Raw genomic sequence first — 15,513 nt, 5'->3', positions numbered from 1 at the left:
TTTTCCTTCTTCAGATTTGGTCACATGGCCAATAAAATGGACATCTGGATGCTTTTCTAATTTATCGAAATCCTCCTGCTTAATGGTAAAAAGCAGCTCATAATCTTCTCCTCCATTCAATACACAGGTAATCGGATCCAGCCCAAATTCCACTGCAGAATCATATGTTTGTTTATCAATAGGCAATTTATCCTCATATATTCTTACTCCAACACCAGACTGCTTGCAAATATGAAAAAGTTCAGAGGCAAGTCCATCAGAAATATCAATCATACTGGTAGGAACTACATTTAAATCGCGAAGTTCATGGATGATATCCATTCTGGCATCTGGGCGAAGTTGCCTACCGGTAACATAGGCATATTTTTCCAACTGGGGTTGCATTTTGGGATCGGCCATAAACACCTCTTTTTCCCTTTCCAAAACCTGAAGGCCCATCAAAGCCCCTCCCAGGTCACCTGTTGCACAAATGATATCCTTATCTTTGGCCCCAGACCTTAACACTTCTTTTCCTTTTTCCACCTCTCCTAATACAGTAATAGAAATCACCAATCCTGCCCGGGAGGAAGTAGTGTCTCCACCAATGATGTCCACATTATAATGTTCGGCTGCAGCATTTACTCCTGCATACAAAGCATCTACAGCCTCAACAGAAAACCGGTTGCTTAATCCCACGCTGACTGTAATTTGCTTAGGAATCGCATTCATTGCAGCAATATCAGAAACATTGACAGCCACGGCTTTGAACCCCAAATGCTGTAATGGAGTGTAAGACATATCAAAATGAACTCCTTCCAGTAACAGGTCGGTAGAAATCACCTGGACAAAATCCCCCTTGTCCAGTATTGCAGCGTCATCACCGACGCCTTTTATGGTACTTGGATGTCGAAGCTTTATATTTTCATTTAAATGATCAATTAGACCAAACTCTCCCAATTCACTTATTTCCGTTCGCTTTTCCTTCATGATATATTGTAATTTATTTTGAAGGCCTAACGCCTTAACCTTTCCTTCTTTTCTGGTAAATCCACCAATTTTTATTTTTTGGAAGGTATTGCTCTCCTCCCAAATTTCCATTGGAGGGTAAATAACATTTATGTTTTTCCCTGTAAATGAATTTTATTGAGTCGATTGACAAATCTCCACTAACACCCCATTGGTGCTTCGGGGATGCAAAAATACAACTAATTTATGATCAGCCCCGGTTTTTGGTTGTTCATTTAACAATTCAAACCCCTCCTTTTTCAATCGCTCCATTTCTTTTTGAATATCCTCCACTTCAAATGCGATATGATGGATTCCTTCCGCCCTCTTTTCCACAAACTTGGAAATTGGGGAATCAGGTCCAGTTCCTTCCAATAATTCCACCTTGGTATCGCCAACCTGAAAAAAGGACGTTTTCACCCCTTCACTGTCTACCATTTCCTCTTTATAAGCCTTATTTCCCAACAGTTTGGCAAACAATTCATTGGATTGTTTCAAGTCTTTTACCGCAATTCCAAGATGTTCAATTTTTCTCATCCTTTAAATTTGTATATTTGTATTAGGAATTATTTCCAAGGTAAGCATGTTTTATGCTTACTTAAAATCAATTTGCATTAAAAAGCACAACAATATGATCATCGTTTCAGATAAAGCTAAAGCACGTATTAATGAATTAAGAGAGCAGGAAAGCCGAAGCGAAGAGGAAAACATCCGGGTTTCGGTAAAAGGTGGAGGATGCTCAGGTCTGATGTATGACCTGGGTTTTGATGCCAACATTGCTGAAAATGATCAGGTTTTTGAAGACAAAGGCATTAAAATCATTGTGGACAAAAAAAGCCTCCTATACCTGGCTGGTACTACCTTGGAATTTACAGATGGATTAAATGGAAAAGGTTTCCAATTTGTCAACCCCAATGCTTCCAGAACCTGCGGATGCGGTGAAAGTTTCTCGATTTAAAAATTTCTTAATTATTTTTTTCGAGCACGGCAGACCTAAGCCGTGCTTTTTTTATGCCTTCCTCCCGATATACTCCAAACTGCTATCAAAATATCAAAAATTTTTTTATTGCATTTTCTTCAAAATCAAGACATTATTTTTTATTTTGATAAAACTATTGGAATAATCTAATAAAAGACCATTAGTCCTTTTCAATTTTTAACACCCAACTCTAATAACCCATGAAACAATGTTTAATAATGGCCATTGTTTTAATATTGTTTTCCAGTATTAGGACATTAGCTCAAAACAGATCAATCACCGAACGGTTCTCTCCGCTGAGAATAATAGTGCCTTGCCCGGTGTGAATATCCGGATCAAAGGCACCACTAAGGGAACCTTTACCGATATTGATGGAAAATATCGCATTCAAGCCTCTGAGGATATGGTCCTGATATTTTCCTTTGTGGGTTTCCATCCCGTGGAAGTCCCTGTAGCCAACCAAAGCATTATTGATGTGGTTATGGAAACCGATGCCCGGATTTTAAGTGAAATTCTGGTGGTAGGTTATGGTAACATCAACAGGAGGGACCTAACAGGTTCTGTAGCACAAATTAGTGAACAGACCATTCAGGATATACCTGCCATTGGGATTGACCAAGCCATGCAAGGAAGGATGGCAGGAGTCCAGATTAATCAAAACTCTGGGATTCCGGGTGCAGCAATTTCAGTTAGGGTCAGGGGCTCTTCCTCCATTTCTGCCAGCAACCGGCCTTTATTTGTCATTGATGGAATCCCCATGCTTACGGGCAGTCCTTCCCAGTTTGATTATGGTGGTCAGTCCATAGACGCAATTACAGACCTTTCCCCTTCAGACATTGCCTCCATTGAGGTTTTAAAGGATGCCTCTGCATCTTCCATTTATGGATCACGGGCAGCCAATGGAGTGATTTTGATCACCACCAAAAGAGGGGCCGACCAGAAAACCCAATTTAACCTTAATGTATATGGCGGATTCCAGGAATTATGGCGTAAACCTGAATTCCTGAATAGAGACCAATATTTGTTGCTATTCAAAGATGCTTTTGCTGAAGATTTCTTTGGGGAGCCTGCTGAAGAAATTTCCGACAATGAAATTCTTAACTTTTATTATGGGGGGCTTCCCTATCCTGAAAATACCGATACAGACTGGGTGGACGAAGTTACCCGAAAAGGCCCCATTCAAAACTATGAATTAAGCGCCAGGGGTGGAAATGATAAAACCCAGTTTTACATTTCAGGAAATTATTTTGATCAAAAGGGGGTACTCATCAATAGTCGGTTCCAAAGGATTTCAAGCCGATTTAACCTAGACCACTATATTAATGACAAGTTTTCCATTTCCCTAAACTCCGGTATTACCCGATCCACACAAAACCGAGTTTCCTCTGACAACACCCTATACAGCCCATTTTCCAATGCATTGGCTGCTTCCCCCCTATGGCCGGTTTATGAATCAGATGGTTCATACACCAGACCACAATTCTTCTATACCAACCCTGTAGCTGAAGGGACCGAAAATGATGATGAAAATCAATCCATAAGGGTATTTGCAAACGTACTGGGTTCATATGAAATACTTGATGGACTAAGCATTAATGTCAGGGGCGGAGGGGACATGCTTTACTTCCATGAAAGGAGCTATATCCCCGACAGTTACCCAGGAAGTTTATCTACTCCCCAAGGAGGCTCAGGAACCTTTGCAACCTCTAATGTCAACAAATGGATGGTCGAAGGATTTCTGGATTACAAAAAGGTCCTCAACAACCTCCATATCCTTAATGTAGTTATAGGACATAACCGGGAAGAAAACCTCAGCTCTTCCTCCAGTGTCACCGGGATCCAGTTTCCGGGTGAGCGATTCCGCTATATTGGGGCTGCCGCCACCGTCAACCAGGGTTCAAATGGGGCTGGAGGCAGTGGCCTGGAATCCTATTTCGGTAGGACCAACTATTCTTATGAAGACAAATATTTATTCAGCGCTTCATTCCGGGCTGATGCATCTTCCCGTTTTGGGCCCAATAACCAATGGGGATTTTTCCCATCGGTTTCCGGAGGCTGGAAGATCAACGAGGAGGAGTTTATGGATGACCAAGAGTTCATTTCTGATCTAAAAATCAGGGCAAGTGTGGGTAAGGCAGGCAACCAGTCCATTGGAGGCTTTGCCTGGAAAAACCTGGTTGGAGCAGGTAATTACCTGGAAACATCCACCATTGTTCCGGTACAGTTGGGCAACCCGGATCTAAAATGGGAAAGCACCACGCAGACAGATGTGGGGATTGATGCCGGATTTCTGGATGGTAGAATCTATTTGATAGCCGATTATTATTACAAAAAAACAACTGACCTTTTGTTTGCCAGGCCCATTGCAACGCAAAATGGTTTTGGGGCTTATCAGTCCAATATTGGGAGCATAGAAAATAAAGGTTTTGAACTGACCATTTCTTCTATAAACATCAATAATTCAGCAATAGACCTTCAATGGAGATCCAATTTTAATATCACTTTCAACAAAAATAAGGTTCTAGAACTTTACAACAATGAGGATATATTCTATGGTTTCAATGGGAACTCCCTTGTATTAAGAGAGGGCGAACCTATTGGTTCTTATTATGGATTAATTGCAGATGGGGTGTTTATGACCCAGTCTGATGTTCCGGAATCCCGTCGGATACAAGGTATCCAAGCAGGGGACATGAATTACAGGGATATCAACGGGGATGGCGTTATTACAGATGATGACTTTACAATCATTGGCAATGCACAGCCCAAGTTTTATGGAGGATTAACCAATGAAGTGGAATTTAAAGGTTTTGACCTTCAACTTTTCCTGCAGTATTCTGTCGGAAATGATCAGTGGTTTGCCTCCGGGGCATTCCAGGAGGGAATGTTTGCTAACTTTTTTGATGATAATAACCGAACAACTGTCCTGGATCGTTGGCGATCGGAGGATGACCCAGGAAATGGGGAGATCCCTAGAGCAGCTTATGATGTTTCTGTCAACCGGAACAACCAACCCAATACCACCCGTTTTGTGGAAGATGGGTCCTATCTAAGAATTAAAAACCTGGTCATCGGCTATAAATTGCCCAAAGATCTTTTGGACCGGTTAAAAATGAGAAAGATCAGGATTTTCGCACAGGCGCAGAATTTATTCACCTTTACCGAATACACCGTTTTGACCCTGAAATAAATTTTGCTGGTACTTCTAATGCAACACTGGCTACGGACTTTTACACTTTCCCCCAGCCCAGAACTTATACTTTCGGTATTAACGTAGGATTTTAATAGATATGGACAAGGCAATTAAGATCAACCAAATAATATATGCGGCTTGTTTCCTGTTTTTTGGGAGCACCGCCTGTGATACTTTGGACCAGGAACCGGTAAACACTATCGAAACCGAAGGAGCCATCACCTCTTTTAGTGATGCCCAGCTCGTCCTCAAAGGCATGTATGATGAGCTTCAAAGCGGTAATTATTATGGCCTAAGGTACCTGTATTATCAGGATGTATATGCAGACAACCTTTTACATTCTGGTACATTCACCACGGACCAGGAAATCAGTTCCCGTAGGATTAACCCATCCAACTTGCAAATTTCCAGTACTTGGGCAACTTTATACAAAATTATCGGGACTGCCAACTTCATGTTAGAAGTTTTACCTGACATTCAGAATTTAAGTTCAAGTCAGGCTGCTGCTATTGAGGGAGAAGCAAGGTTTGTAAGAGCATTAGTTTATTTTGACCTGCTAAAAATCTTTGGAGGCGTACCCATTGTTACAGATTTTGTTACCACCACCTCCGAAGTTTCACTTGCGGGGAGGGCTTCCGAAACCGAGGTTTATAATTTTATCATTGAGGATTTGGAATTTGCTGAAAACAATTTGGGTAATACGCCCAATGCGCCATTCCGAGCCAATAATTGGGCAGCCACTGCACTTTTGGCAAGGGTGCATTTGCAGGTTGGCAATTACGCTCTTGCCATTCAAAAAGCCACAGAGGTGATCAATGCGGGCTATATCTTGCTACCCAATTATGGGGATATTTCCAGAATCAAGGGCAATAATGAAATGATTTTCGAACTGAATTTCACCAACAATGTTGGGGATCAAAATGGTTTAGCCATTTCATCAGACCCTTCCACAAGTGGACAAAAATTTTATGTCCGCCCCGCCTTTTACAATGCTTTTGTTGCTTCTGCCAACCAAGGGGATGAAAGATTTTCCACCTCTGTTTTGGAGCAAGGCAATAATTTAAGAGTAATCAAATATTTTAGGGTAAGTACAAGTGACGACAATGTTCCTATTTTAAGGTTAGCAGAAATGTACTTGATCCGTGCCGAGGCAAATGCCCGTCGAATCGGATCTGGCTTTACCACTGGAGCCATTATTGATGATATTAATATCATCCGGCAAAGGGCCGATTTAGACCCATTATTATTAACAGATATTCCTACAATTGCCGGAGCATTGGAGGAAATATTGGAACAAAGAAGGTTTGAGTTTGCCTTTGAGGGGCACCGCTACTCAGACCTCAGAAGATACGGCCTGGCCGATGACTTGTTTCCTCCTGGTGAAAGTTTCCGGGAACTCTGGCCCATTCCATTGCAGGAGCTGGAACTCAACGAAAATCTTGTCCAAAACAATGGGTATTCCAGTGAATAAAACCCGTAAAAAGGCCTCATTTTAATTGAAAATGAGGCCTTTTTTTATCCAATTCCTTAAGGTATTTTTCCCTAAACATCAACTATCCTTTGACTTTCAGAGCCTTAGAGGCCTTTCATTTTATTCCCCACTTATTTTTTTCAAATTGCCAAGAAGATCAGATGAAAGAAAAATCATTTGCATTGAAACCCTGCTGCTTCCTGGTGTTAAATAAACCAACCGCATTTGGGAACAAGATTCGTAATGTTATCCCTCATTTATTACCTTTGCCGAAACAGTAACCAAATCTTTTTTCATGGAAAATACTATCAAGAAAGTTGCATTAAATGACACCCATGAGGAATTGGGGGCAAAAATGGTCCCATTTGCCGGATATAACATGCCTGTCCGTTACTCTTCCGACAGGGAAGAACACAATACTGTCCGAAAGGACTTGGGGATATTTGATGTATCCCATATGGGAGAATTTTTAGTCAAGGGTCCTCAAGCCCTTATTTTGATCCAAAAGATAACTTCCAATGATGCATCAAAGTTGGCAATCGGCCAAGCACAATATTCCTGTTTACCTAATGAAACCGGAGGCATCGTTGATGATTTGTTGGTCTATAAAATCCATGAAGAAAAATACCTGCTGGTTGTTAATGCTTCCAACATTGAAAAAGATTGGAATTGGATCCAACAGCATAACCAAGTAGGGGCTGAATTGGAGGATATTTCTGACCAAACTTCCCTCTTTGCCGTCCAAGGTCCAAAGCCACTAAGGCCCTGCAAACTCTAACTCCAGTAAATCTGGATGAAATTAAATTTTACCATTTTGAAATAGGTGAATTTGCCGGAGTACCTGATGTCATCATTTCGGCAACTGGTTATACAGGTGCGGGTGGATTTGAGATTTATGTTCCCAATGATCATGCGCAAAAAGTATGGGATGCCATATTTGATGCAGGGAAAGATTTGGGGATTAAGCCCATCGGTTTGGGGGCAAGGGACACACTTCGCTTGGAAATGGGGTATTGCCTATATGGAAATGATATTGACGAAACAACCTCACCAATTGAAGCAGGATTGGGCTGGATCACCAAATTCAACAAAAAATTCATCAACCGGGACCAATTAGCCAAACAAAAAGAAGAAGGTGTTTCGCGAAAGCTGGTAGGTTTTGTTTTGCAGGAAAAAGGAATCCCCAGAGCACACTATCCCATTGTTAACCTACATGGAGAACAAATCGGTGAAGTTACTTCCGGAACCCTCTCCCCCAGCATGGGAATAGGCATAGGTTTAGGGTATGTGGATTCCAAATACGCAAAGCCTGGCACATCCATTGCAATAACTGTCCGGAAAAAAAACCTGGAAGCCAAAGTGAAAAAGTTACCTTTATTGGATATTTAAAACCAACTTTTAATAAGCATTACATTACAATTAACCCGGTTAGCCCAGGCGGATTATTAAATCCTAATGGTTGGTCGAATAACAATAAAATGAAAAAAATAGAAATTTGCTTAAGTCCTGAACTGATTCACCTTCATGATTTAAAAGGGAAAATTGTAGTCGTGGTGGATATTTTCAGGGCTACTTCAACCATGGTTACAGGCCTTGCCAATGCAGTTCAATCCATTACTCCCGTAGCTGGCCTTGAAACTTGTCGGGCCATGAAAAAGGAAGGGTACATCATTGCCGGAGAAAGAAATGGCCAGACCGCCGAAGGATTTGAGCTGGGCAACTCTCCCTTGAGTTACCTGAAAAAAGCTTATGAAGGGAAAAAAATAGCAGTGACAACCACCAATGGCACCTTAGCCATTGAATTATCCAAAAAAGATGCAGATGAAGTAATTCTTGGTGCCTTTTTGAATTTGCAAGCCACTGCTGATTATTTAGTTCAAAAAAATAAGGATGTGGTCATCCACTGTGCTGGCTGGAAGGGCATGTTTAACTTGGAAGATTCCTTGTACGCAGGTGCCCTGGTAAAAAGGCTTGCTGGGCATTTTACTTTTGATTGTGATGGAGCCATAGCCATGAAATCCCTTTTTGAGCAGCACCAAAACAACCTTCAAGGCTTTTTAAACCAGGCTTCTCATGCCAAGAGATTGCAAAATCACAATATCGAAGCGGATATTGACTTTTGCCTGACTATGGATAAATATGATTTGGTGGGAAAACTTCAGGGAGAAGCCTTGATCAAGGTAAATCCTCAAAAGGAAACTACTTAGATTTGATTAGGCAAATTACTTAAGTTAGGGACTTTTTATACCAAGTTTCAGATGGATCCTACATGGAATACCCCCTTGATAAGTATGGGGGTTTATGAACAATGATCACGGAACTTTTACCTCAATTTTTTTTAAGGTTAATTTGGAACACCTAGCGAGAGGTAATTTGCTAAAAACCAAAGAGGAGGTAATTCAAATGATAAATACCGAAATCGGAATTTATCATTTCCCTTTTTTAATTGCCTTAGTTCTTTCCTCCCGGCACTTTGGTCTTTATTAGCGGAGCTTAGGAACTGGGAAGTTCCCTGCTGGGAACTCCACACCAAAAAAGCTTAGCAGATTCAAAGCCCCTTTGCAATCCCACTGATCTGGTTTACCTTTGTGGTTCATGGAGAATATTCACCAATTTATTCAACAAAAATTGACCCAAGCGGAGGCTGCTAACCAATTAAGAAGCCTCAAACCAAATGATAAGCACAAGGTGGATTTTTTCTCCAATGATTACCTGGGTTTTTCCCAAAAAGGATTACTCCAAAAGCAAATCACCTCAACAAAAGTTTCTTCCGACTGGATGGGGGCAACGGGCTCCCGCTTAATCAGTGGAAATCATTTGGAAATTATCCAATTGGAAAAGCTGGTAGCCCAATCCATGGAAAGTCCTGCTGCCCTTTTATACAATACCGGATATTTGGGCAATTTGGGTTTACTTTCGGCCATTGGGGATAAGGATAGCCTGTTTATATATGATGCACAGGTTCATGCCAGCATCAAAGAAGGCATGAGGTTGAGTTTTGGACAAAAGGTGTCTTTTAAACATAATGACACTGAAGACCTGAAAAAAAAACTGCAACTACATTCGAATAATCCAAAAAAGATTTATGTGTTGACCGAGGGGCTTTTTCCATGGATGGGGATTTTCCTGATTTAGCCAAAACCCTCAGCCTTTGTGAGCAATATAATGCGGGATTGATCATTGATGAAGCGCATTCATTGGGAACCCTTGGTGAAGACCAAAAGGGATTGGCCCACCAATTTCGGAATCACCCGCATTTATTGGCAAGGGTCATCACCTTTGGGAAAGCTGCGGGAAGTCATGGTGCCATGGTATTGGGAAGTGAAGAATTGATACAATTTCTGGTCAATTTTAGCAGGGCTTTTATTTATACCACTGCTCCTTCTTTTGAGCAAGTGATGACCCTCAATGCTTCTTGGAAGTTGCTGGAGCAAAAAACCAATTTTCAAAACCTGGAAAAGATAATCCAAAAGTACCTGGAGTTGGTGCCTTCTAAAGCCAATTCCTTTTCCAAAAATAAAAGCCCCATTCAAGCTTGGTTTTGTTCAGACATTGGCCTGCTCAAACAAAAAGCTGCCAGGTTAAATGAAGCTGGTTTCAATGTGTACCCTATTCTTTCCCCCACAGTTAAAAAAGGAACTGAACGGATACGGATTGTATTACATGCATTTAATACCCCGGAAGAAATTTCACAACTAATTGAAATTCTGAATCATTAAAATGAAGGATAAAATATTTGTCACAGGCATAGGAACTGGAATTGGCAAGACGGTCGTTTCTGCTTCCATTTGCAAGACTTTTGGTCATGCTTATTGGAAACCAGTGCAATGCGGGGATTTGGATGAGTCAGACTCTCATTTTGTGGCCAAGCATGTTCCTCATGCCCGGGTCCATTTGGAGGCCTATCGACTTGAAACCCCACAAAGTCCTCATTGGGCAGCGGAAATTGAGAATACTCAAATTGACCTGAACCACAATCACCTCCCTTCTGAAGCAGGCAAACTTTGTGTGGAGGGAGCAGGTGGATTGATGGTTCCCTTGAATGATCAGGAGACCTATTTAGATTTTCTCCTAAAAACTGACCTACATCCTGTCGTGGTGATCCGCCATTATTTGGGCAGCATCAATCACAGCATGCTGACCTTAAAAGTATTAGAAAATGCAGGATTCAAAGATTTCACTATTATTTGGAATGGATATCCGGTACCAAGTTCTGAAAGTGCTATTCTACAAAGGTTTTGTCCCTCACAGGTCTACCGATTGGAAGAATGGGAAAACCAAAATGAAGAAATACCAAAATTGATGGCAGAAAATCAATAAAATTCCATCCCAGGAAAAGTAATTCGGCAAGGTTTCTTTAAATCATAAAACCTTTCCCCGGGAATTGATATAATAATTCAGGAATTGATTAAAAAAGCTTAGGGAAATTCAATGGAAAATAATTTCATCACCATAAAGAAAGGCATTGGCATCAATCCATTGGATTATTTCCCTCGGAGGAAAACCAAAGATATGCTTCACCTTGCCACCAATTATCTATCAATGCCAAAGGAGATTGGGCAGGAAACATTGAACCCGAATTATGGAAAAGGGTGGATCAATACATTCAAGGGGAAGGCCACAAGGCGGAACGGTTTCCATCGGAAGCCAGATTGCTATCTTATTTGATCCAAAAAATGGACCTCAAGGCTCACCCCCATCAAATGATCAATGCAGCTACATCCAGGGGAAGCATTGATTACCTTGTCCAAACCCAACGGAAACACTCCAAATTACCTGTATGGACTTCACCTCATTCCACCTTGGGTTTTGCGAGTAGTTGGCCGGGATTACTTCATAGCTCCAAATCCCCATTGTTTTTTCAGTCTTCCACTTGCAGCAGTTTTGGACTTACACTTCAAAATGCTTTTGCCTGGCTTAATAGTGGAATGGCTGAAGATTTTATCGCAGCAGCGGTAGAATGTCCCACCGGGCCGTTAACTATCGACCAGATGAAATCCATTAGGATTTATGCCCCATTTGGAAATGAAATTGATTATCCAAGCCGTTCCATGGATTTTAATAAAGCTCAAAATACCATGGTTTTGGGGGAAGGGGCTTATGCTTTTCAGTTAAGTAAGGATAAGGGAGAAGGATTGGCCTTACTTAAAGGGGTTGGGTCTTCAATAGAAAAAATTCATCATTCAACAGAGTTATCCCCCAATGGAAATTGCATTGTTGGGGCTGCTCAAAAAGCAATGGATATGGCGGAGATCAGTCATGTCGATATGATCATTGGGCACTTCCCTGGAACCAAACTTGGGGACCTTGCAGAGAAAACTGCTTATGAAAGGGTTTTTGGGGATAAGGTGCCCTATACCATTTCCAATAAATGGAAAGTTGGCCATTCTTTGGGATCCAGCTTAGCTGCCAATTTGGATCAGGCCATTTCTATTCTTCAAGGTCAATACCTTCCTGAAATGCCTAATTATGTCCCAATTCCAAAAAATGTGCCTGACAAAATCGAGAATATTTTGATCACTGCCCTGGGATTTGGTGGACAGGCCATTAGTGCGGTAGTAGGCAATATGGAGGGGTGAATATTATATGGGGATTGCACTCCTTATTATTCTTAGGTCCTGATTGTAAATCAGGACCAGCTTAACGGCTATAAAACACCGTAATTTCGAAAGACTTAAATTCCGCACAACACGCTATTTCAACTTTTCATTACCCTTATGCCGGTCTTTATCCCGGATATTTTTCTTTTCAAAATTCCTTTCCAATGCCTGAGTCAAATCAATCCCGGTTTGATTAGCCAAACAGATCAAAACCCAAAGTACATCTGCCATTTCATCCCCAAGATCCTTGTTTTTATCACTTTCCTTAAAAGACTGTTCCCCATATTTCCTGGCAATGATCCTGGCTAACTCCCCCACTTCCTCCGTTAAAATGGCCATATTGGTCAGCTCATTAAAGTACCTTACACCAACGGTATTAATCCATTCATCCACTTTTTTCTGCGCTTCTTCTATTGTCATTTTATTTAAATTAGATTATAAATGCTTTAACCTAACAGGAACGATTTTACAAAGTCAACATTCTAACTTTTAAAACCTCCCAAATTTCTAAACCTTTTTAACGACTTTTCCTTCTTCAAGTACCAATTCCCGGTCAACTACCTGGGGAATGTCGGCTTCATAATGGCTAACATAAATCAAGGAAACATCAGGGTGACGACCAATATGGTCGATGGTCTGGCGGAAAAGCACCCTTTGCTCATCATCCATCCCCTGGGCTGCTTCATCCAATATCAGCAAAGCTGGTGATTTTATCATGGCCCGAGCCAACAAGCAAAATCTTTGGTTTTCCAATGAAACCTGGTTTAATCGCAGCTTTGCCACCTGTTCTATTCGGAATAATTTTAACCAGTCAAGGGCAAGTTGTTCCTGATCAGGGCTTGTTTTTTTGTATAGCCCAATGCTATCAAACAAACCAGACAAGACCACTTGCAGGCAATTTTGGTTTTTGGGAAAATACCGGACCAGTTCTGGTGAAACAAAACCTATGGGCCTTTTGATATCCCAAATAGTTTTCTCCAGATCCGCGTTTCCGGTCAAATAATTTGATGTCATTGGCATAGGCTTGAGGATTTTCTCCATTGATCAAGCTCAACAAGGTAGACTTTCCAGCTCCATTATGGCCCCGCAATACCCAGCATTCTCCCTGCTTGATTTCCCAATTTACCTTATCGAGAATAACATTTCCATTATATTGAATATGGATTTGATTCATTTTGACTAATTCTTGATACATCTCAATCGGTTTTTTTTCAATGAAGGCATCCAATTTTTGATGGTCAAATTGGGATAAAGCGGCATGATGGACCAAGTCAGAGGGATGAAAAGCGGTTTTTTCCACAGCCTCCAAATTTTACCATTTTCAATAATGGCCACATGGGTTATGGCATCCGGAATTTCTTCTGGGGAGGTTGTCATTATCACTTGAATGCCTGATGCCACAATAGCATCCAATACTTCATTGAAGTGCCTCCTGGTTTCCACATCCAAGCCAGTTAAAGGTTGGTCCATAAGAAATAATCTGGGGTTTTCCAGCAAAGCTCCGGCAATAGCCAACCTCCGGGATTCACCATTAGACAACTTGATCAGGGATTTGTCCCTCAGTTCATTTAGTTCAAGCAAATCCATTACTTTTGCTACATCCCAATAACCTGGCAGAGGAGCCTCCACTTGGCCCAAATGTTCCACTACAGTGGCTGCCTCTTCAGATTCGTAAGAATTGAACCTTGCTGGTAAAAAATTCTGGATGTTGGATTTATTTTTGAAGGTATATTTCTGGGAGACCACAGCAATCAAATCCCTAAAACTATTTATTTGCCCTTTAGCGGTCATTTCTTTTTGATAATCCTGTGCAAAAGGTCTGACTATCCTTCCCTCCACCAAATTGGTATGTCCTAACTATTAGGACATACCAATTTGGTGGAGGGAAGGATGTCAGACCTTTGCACAGGATTATCAAGAATGACCGCTAAAGGGCAAATAAATAGTTTTAGGGATTTGATTGCTGTGGTCTCCCAGAAATACCTTCAAAAATAAATCCAACATCCAGAATTTTTATTACCAGCAAAGGTTCAATTCTTACGATCTGAAGAGGCAGCCACTGTAGTGGAACATTTGGGCCAAGTGGAGGCTCCTCTGCCAGGTTATTGGGATGTAGCAAAAGTAATGGATTTGCTTGAACTAAATGAACTGAGGGACAAATCCCTGATCAAGTTGTCAATGGTGAATCCCGGAGGTTGGCTATTGCCGGAGCTTTGCTGGAAAACCCCAGATTATTTCTTATGGACCAACCTTTAACTGGCTTGGATGTGGAAACCAGGAGGCACTTCAATGAAGTATTGGATGCTATTGTGGCATCAGGCATTCAAGTGATAATGACAACCTCCCCAGAAGAAATTCCGGATGCCATAACCCATGTGGCCATTATTGAAAATGGTAAAATTTTGGAGGCTGTGGAAAAAACCGCTTTTCATCCCTCTGACTTGGTCCATCATGCCGCTTTATCCCAATTTGACCATCAAAAATTGGATGCCTTCATTGAAAAAAAACCGATTGAGATGTATCAAGAATTAGTCAAAATGAATCAAATCCATATTCAATATAATGGAAATGTTATTCTCGATAAGGTAAATTGGGAAATCAAGCAGGGAGAATGCTGGGTATTGCGGGCCATAATGGAGCTGGAAAGTCTACCTTGTTGAGCTTGATCAATGGAGAAAATCCTCAAGCCTATGCCAATGACATCAAATTATTTGACCGGAAACGCGGATCTGGAGAAACTATTTGGGATATCAAAAGGCCCATAGGTTTTGTTTCACCAGAACTGGTCCGGTATTTTCCCAAAAACCAAAATTGCCTGCAAGTGGTCTTGTCTGGTTTGTTTGATAGCATTGGGCTATACAAAAAAACAAGCCCTGATCAGGAACAACTTGCCCTTGACTGGTTAAAATTATTCCGAATAGAACAGGTGGCAAAGCTGCGATTAAACCAGGTTTCATTGGAAAACCAAAGATTTTGCTTGTTGGCTCGGGCCATGATAAAATCACCAGCTTTGCTGATATTGGATGAAGCAGCCCAGGGGATGGATGATGAGCAAAGGGTGCTTTTCCGCCAGACCATCGACCATATTGGTCGTCACCCTGATGTTTCCTTGATTTATGTTAGCCATTATGAAGCCGACATTCCCCAGGTAGTTGACCGGGAATTGGTACTTGAAGAAGGAAAAGTCGTTAAAAGGTTTAGAAATTTGGGAGGTTTTAAAAGTTAGAATGTTGACTTTGTAAAATCGTTCCTGTTAGGTTAAAGCATTTATAATCTAATTTAAATA

General features: G+C 41.2%; 14 protein-coding genes and 2 pseudogenes. 10 read left to right on the top strand and 6 right to left on the bottom strand.

All coding sequences use genetic code 11. The annotated features are described in order from the left end of the window. Together thiL and mce are read right to left on the bottom strand one after the other, a co-directional pair. On the bottom strand, positions 1-966 hold a 966-nt coding region (thiL, locus tag QWY93_RS18230; protein ID WP_290249835.1), incomplete at its 3' end, for a thiamine-phosphate kinase. A gap of 153 nt (positions 967-1,119) precedes the next feature. Continuing rightward, positions 1,120-1,521: a methylmalonyl-CoA epimerase gene (mce, locus tag QWY93_RS18225; RefSeq protein WP_290246607.1), complete on the bottom strand. Its 402-nt coding sequence runs from the start codon at positions 1,519-1,521 to the stop codon at positions 1,120-1,122. A gap of 94 nt (positions 1,522-1,615) precedes the next feature. On the opposite strand from mce, the gene QWY93_RS18220 reads away from it, so the two are divergent. The 8 genes and pseudogenes from QWY93_RS18220 (at position 1,616) to QWY93_RS18180 (ending at position 12,206) form a co-directional block, all read left to right on the top strand. Next, positions 1,616-1,942: a HesB/IscA family protein gene (locus tag QWY93_RS18220; protein WP_290246608.1), complete on the top strand. Its 327-nt coding sequence runs from the start codon at positions 1,616-1,618 to the stop codon at positions 1,940-1,942. 277 nt (positions 1,943-2,219) lie between these two features. Beyond that, entirely contained in the window at positions 2,220-5,153 is a 2,934-nt protein-coding gene (locus QWY93_RS18215; protein WP_353959674.1) for a SusC/RagA family TonB-linked outer membrane protein, read from the top strand. Between the two features lie 100 nt (positions 5,154-5,253). After that, complete coding sequence (locus QWY93_RS18210) at positions 5,254-6,627, top strand: RagB/SusD family nutrient uptake outer membrane protein (protein WP_290246610.1); 1,374 nt, start codon at positions 5,254-5,256, stop codon at positions 6,625-6,627. A 295-nt stretch (positions 6,628-6,922) separates the two neighbouring features. Beyond that, positions 6,923-8,016: pseudogene (gene gcvT, locus QWY93_RS18205) on the top strand (glycine cleavage system aminomethyltransferase GcvT). A gap of 89 nt (positions 8,017-8,105) precedes the next feature. After that, a complete protein-coding gene (locus tag QWY93_RS18200) occupies positions 8,106-8,834 on the top strand; it encodes a 2-phosphosulfolactate phosphatase (RefSeq protein ID WP_290246612.1) in 729 nt (242 codons plus the stop codon). Positions 8,835-9,222: 388 nt separating this feature from the next. Beyond that, positions 9,223-10,346 (top strand): annotated as a pseudogene (locus QWY93_RS19800) (aminotransferase class I/II-fold pyridoxal phosphate-dependent enzyme). A 1-nt stretch (position 10,347) separates the two neighbouring features. After that, the gene (gene bioD, locus QWY93_RS18185) at positions 10,348-10,947 is read left to right on the top strand and encodes a dethiobiotin synthase (protein WP_290246615.1); all 600 of its coding nucleotides are present in this window, start codon (positions 10,348-10,350) and stop codon (positions 10,945-10,947) included. Positions 10,948-11,219: 272 nt separating this feature from the next. Continuing rightward, the gene (locus tag QWY93_RS18180; protein ID WP_290249831.1) at positions 11,220-12,206 is read left to right on the top strand and encodes a beta-ketoacyl-[acyl-carrier-protein] synthase family protein; all 987 of its coding nucleotides are present in this window, start codon (positions 11,220-11,222) and stop codon (positions 12,204-12,206) included. A 114-nt stretch (positions 12,207-12,320) separates the two neighbouring features. On the opposite strand, the gene QWY93_RS18175 is transcribed toward QWY93_RS18180, so the two are convergent. The 4 genes from QWY93_RS18175 to QWY93_RS18160 form a co-directional block, all read right to left on the bottom strand. Continuing rightward, positions 12,321-12,647 (bottom strand): nucleotide pyrophosphohydrolase, encoded by a 327-nt coding sequence (locus QWY93_RS18175; protein ID WP_290246617.1) that lies wholly within the window; start codon positions 12,645-12,647, stop codon positions 12,321-12,323. Between the two features lie 87 nt (positions 12,648-12,734). Then, a complete protein-coding gene (locus QWY93_RS18170) occupies positions 12,735-13,109 on the bottom strand; it encodes an ATP-binding cassette domain-containing protein (protein WP_290249830.1) in 375 nt (124 codons plus the stop codon). Continuing rightward, positions 13,093-13,422, bottom strand: coding sequence for an ATP-binding cassette domain-containing protein (locus tag QWY93_RS18165; RefSeq protein ID WP_290249829.1), 330 nt, complete (start codon positions 13,420-13,422; stop codon positions 13,093-13,095). The genes QWY93_RS18170 and QWY93_RS18165 overlap by 17 nt, the downstream gene beginning before the upstream one ends. Further along, positions 13,407-14,066: an ATP-binding cassette domain-containing protein gene (locus QWY93_RS18160; protein ID WP_290249828.1), complete on the bottom strand. Its 660-nt coding sequence runs from the start codon at positions 14,064-14,066 to the stop codon at positions 13,407-13,409. The genes QWY93_RS18165 and QWY93_RS18160 overlap by 16 nt, the downstream gene beginning before the upstream one ends. Positions 14,067-14,467: 401 nt before the next feature. Here QWY93_RS18160 and QWY93_RS18155 point away from each other — a divergent pair, with 401 nt between their 5' ends. Both QWY93_RS18155 and QWY93_RS18150 read left to right on the top strand, forming a co-directional pair. Further along, positions 14,468-14,887, top strand: coding sequence for an ATP-binding cassette domain-containing protein (locus QWY93_RS18155; protein ID WP_290249827.1), 420 nt, complete (start codon positions 14,468-14,470; stop codon positions 14,885-14,887). Next, positions 14,839-15,453 carry an ABC transporter ATP-binding protein gene (locus QWY93_RS18150; protein WP_290249826.1) on the top strand — a complete coding sequence of 205 codons (615 nt, stop codon included), beginning with the start codon at positions 14,839-14,841 and terminating at the stop codon, positions 15,451-15,453. The genes QWY93_RS18155 and QWY93_RS18150 overlap by 49 nt, the downstream gene beginning before the upstream one ends. The last annotated feature ends 60 nt before the right edge of the window (positions 15,454-15,513 follow it).

This window comes from Echinicola jeungdonensis, assembly GCF_030409905.1.
Lineage (GTDB): Bacteria > Bacteroidota > Bacteroidia > Cytophagales > Cyclobacteriaceae > Echinicola > Echinicola jeungdonensis.
This window is presented reverse-complemented; position numbering and strand designations above follow the sequence as displayed.

Bases quoted from the DNA above. Each gene is read 5' to 3' on its own strand.
- mce (WP_290246607.1), bottom strand. From the start codon at position 1,521: ATGAGAAAAATTGAACATCTTGGAATTGCGGTAAAAGACTTGAAACAA.
- QWY93_RS18220 (WP_290246608.1), top strand. From the start codon at position 1,616: ATGATCATCGTTTCAGATAAAGCTAAAGCACGTATTAATGAATTAAGA.
- QWY93_RS18210 (WP_290246610.1), top strand. From the start codon at position 5,254: ATGGACAAGGCAATTAAGATCAACCAAATAATATATGCGGCTTGTTTC.
- QWY93_RS18200 (WP_290246612.1), top strand. From the start codon at position 8,106: ATGAAAAAAATAGAAATTTGCTTAAGTCCTGAACTGATTCACCTTCAT.
- bioD (WP_290246615.1), top strand. From the start codon at position 10,348: ATGAAGGATAAAATATTTGTCACAGGCATAGGAACTGGAATTGGCAAG.
- QWY93_RS18175 (WP_290246617.1), bottom strand. From the start codon at position 12,647: ATGACAATAGAAGAAGCGCAGAAAAAAGTGGATGAATGGATTAATACC.
- QWY93_RS18165 (WP_290249829.1), bottom strand. From the start codon at position 13,422: ATGTATCAAGAATTAGTCAAAATGAATCAAATCCATATTCAATATAAT.
- QWY93_RS18155 (WP_290249827.1), top strand. From the start codon at position 14,468: ATGGACCAACCTTTAACTGGCTTGGATGTGGAAACCAGGAGGCACTTC.
- QWY93_RS18150 (WP_290249826.1), top strand. From the start codon at position 14,839: ATGCTGGGTATTGCGGGCCATAATGGAGCTGGAAAGTCTACCTTGTTG.